General features: G+C 73.0%; 1 protein-coding gene. It reads left to right on the top strand.

What is annotated here, in order from left to right; all coding sequences use genetic code 11:
* Positions 1-7: 7 nt before the first annotated feature.
* Positions 8-1,925: type I polyketide synthase (locus KUTG_RS46260; RefSeq protein WP_304413688.1), on the top strand; the 1,918-nt coding region annotated here is incomplete at its 3' end.

Here is a 1,925-nt window from a genome sequence, read left to right as displayed (position 1 = left end):
GCCGCCGATGGACCCCGACCTCGCGGTGGCGGCGCTGACCCGATCGGTGGGGGCCGGGGACACGACGGTGTCCGTCGCCGACGTCGACTGGACGCGGTTCACGCCCGGCTTCACCGCGGTGCGGCCGAGCAAGCTGATCGGCGACCTGCCCGAGGCGCGGGACGCCATGCGGGCGGCCGACGACCGGCCGAGTTCCGCCTTCGCCGAGCAGGTCATGGCCGCGGCCGACCCGGCCGGCGAGGTGGTGGCCGCGGTGCGGGCGGAAACGGCGGCGGTGCTGGGGTATTCCGGCGACGCCACCGTGGACGTGACGCGGGCCTTCAAGGACCTCGGGTTCGACTCGATGACCGCCGTGGAGCTGCGCAACCGGCTCGGGGCGCGCACCGGGATGTCGCTGCCGTCGACGCTGGTCTTCGACCACCCGTCCCCCGGCGCGCTGGCCGAGCACCTGCTGGCCGAGATCGCCGGCACGGCCGAGACCGAGACCGTGGCGGCGCGGCGGGTCGACGACGACCCGATCGCCATCGTGTCGATGGCCGGCCGGTTCCCGGAGGGCGTCAATTCGCCGGAGGAGCTGTGGCGGCTGGTTGCCGAGGGGCGCGAGGCGATCGCGGACTTCCCCGACGACCGCGGCTGGGACATCGCCGGCATCTACGACCCGGAGCCCGGCAAGGCCGGCAAGACCTACGCCGTCCGGGGCGGATTCCTGCGTGGCGCCACCGACTTCGACGCCGCCTTCTTCGGCATCTCGCCCCGTGAGGCGCTGGCCATGGACCCGCAGCAGCGGGTGATCCTGGAGACGGCGTGGGAGGTGTTCGAGCGCGGTGGCATCGACGTCGGCACGCTGAAGGGCAGCCGGACCGGTGTTTTCCTCGGCGCTTTCCACACCGGGTACGCGATCGACGCCGACACCCACGGCGTCGAGGGCTACACCGCCACCGGCAACCAGCCCAGCGTGCTGTCCGGCCGCGTCTCCTACACGTTCGGCTTCGCCGGCCCGGCGATCACGGTGGACACCGCGTGCTCGTCGTCGCTGGTGGCCCTGCACCTGGCCGCTCAGGCCCTGCGCTCCGGCGAGTGCGACCTCGCGATCGCCGGCGGTGTCACGATTCTCGCGACGCCGGACGGGTTCGTGGAGTTCGCGCGCCAGCGCGGGCTGGCCGCGGACGGCCGCTGCAAGGCGTTCGACGCCGCCGCCGACGGCACCGGCTGGTCCGAAGCCGCGGGCGTCCTGTTGGTGGAACGACTGTCCGATGCCCGCCGCAACGGTCACGACGTGCTGGCCGTCCTGCGTGGTTCGGCCGTCAACCAGGACGGCGCGTCCAATGGCCTGACCGCGCCCAACGGCCTGGCGCAGCAGGGCGTGATCCGTCATGCCCTGGCCGACGCGGGCCTTGCCGCGGCGGACGTGGACGTCGTGGAGGCACACGGCACCGGCACGAAGCTGGGCGACCCGATCGAGGCCCGTGCGGTGCTCGCCACGTACGGCCAGGACCGGGGCGCGCCGGTGTGGCTGGGCTCGCTGAAGTCCAACATCGGCCACACCCAGGCCGCGGCCGGCGTCGCCGGCATCATCAAGATGATCATGGCGATGCGGCACGGCGTCCTGCCGAAGACGTTGCACATCAGCGAACCCACGCCGCACGTTGACTGGTCCGCCGGCAACATCGAGCTGCTGGCCGAGACCAAGCCCTGGCCGGAGACCGGCGAGCCGCGTCGGGCCGGCATCTCGTCGTTCGGCCTGAGCGGCACCAACGCGCACGTGATCATCGAAGAGGCGCCGGTGGCCGAGGTGCCGGCGCGGAACGTCGAACGCCGGGTGGTGCCGTGGCTGATCTCCGGCCGCACCGCGCAGGCGTTGGCGGACCAGGCTTCGCGTCTGTCCGATGTGGACGCTACTGAGCCGGTCGACGCGGCGTTTTCGC

The sequence above is a fragment of the Kutzneria sp. 744 genome (assembly GCF_000568255.1).
Lineage (GTDB): Bacteria > Actinomycetota > Actinomycetes > Mycobacteriales > Pseudonocardiaceae > Kutzneria.
Note: the sequence above shows the minus strand (reverse complement) of the source record. Positions and strands in the feature narration are given on the sequence as shown.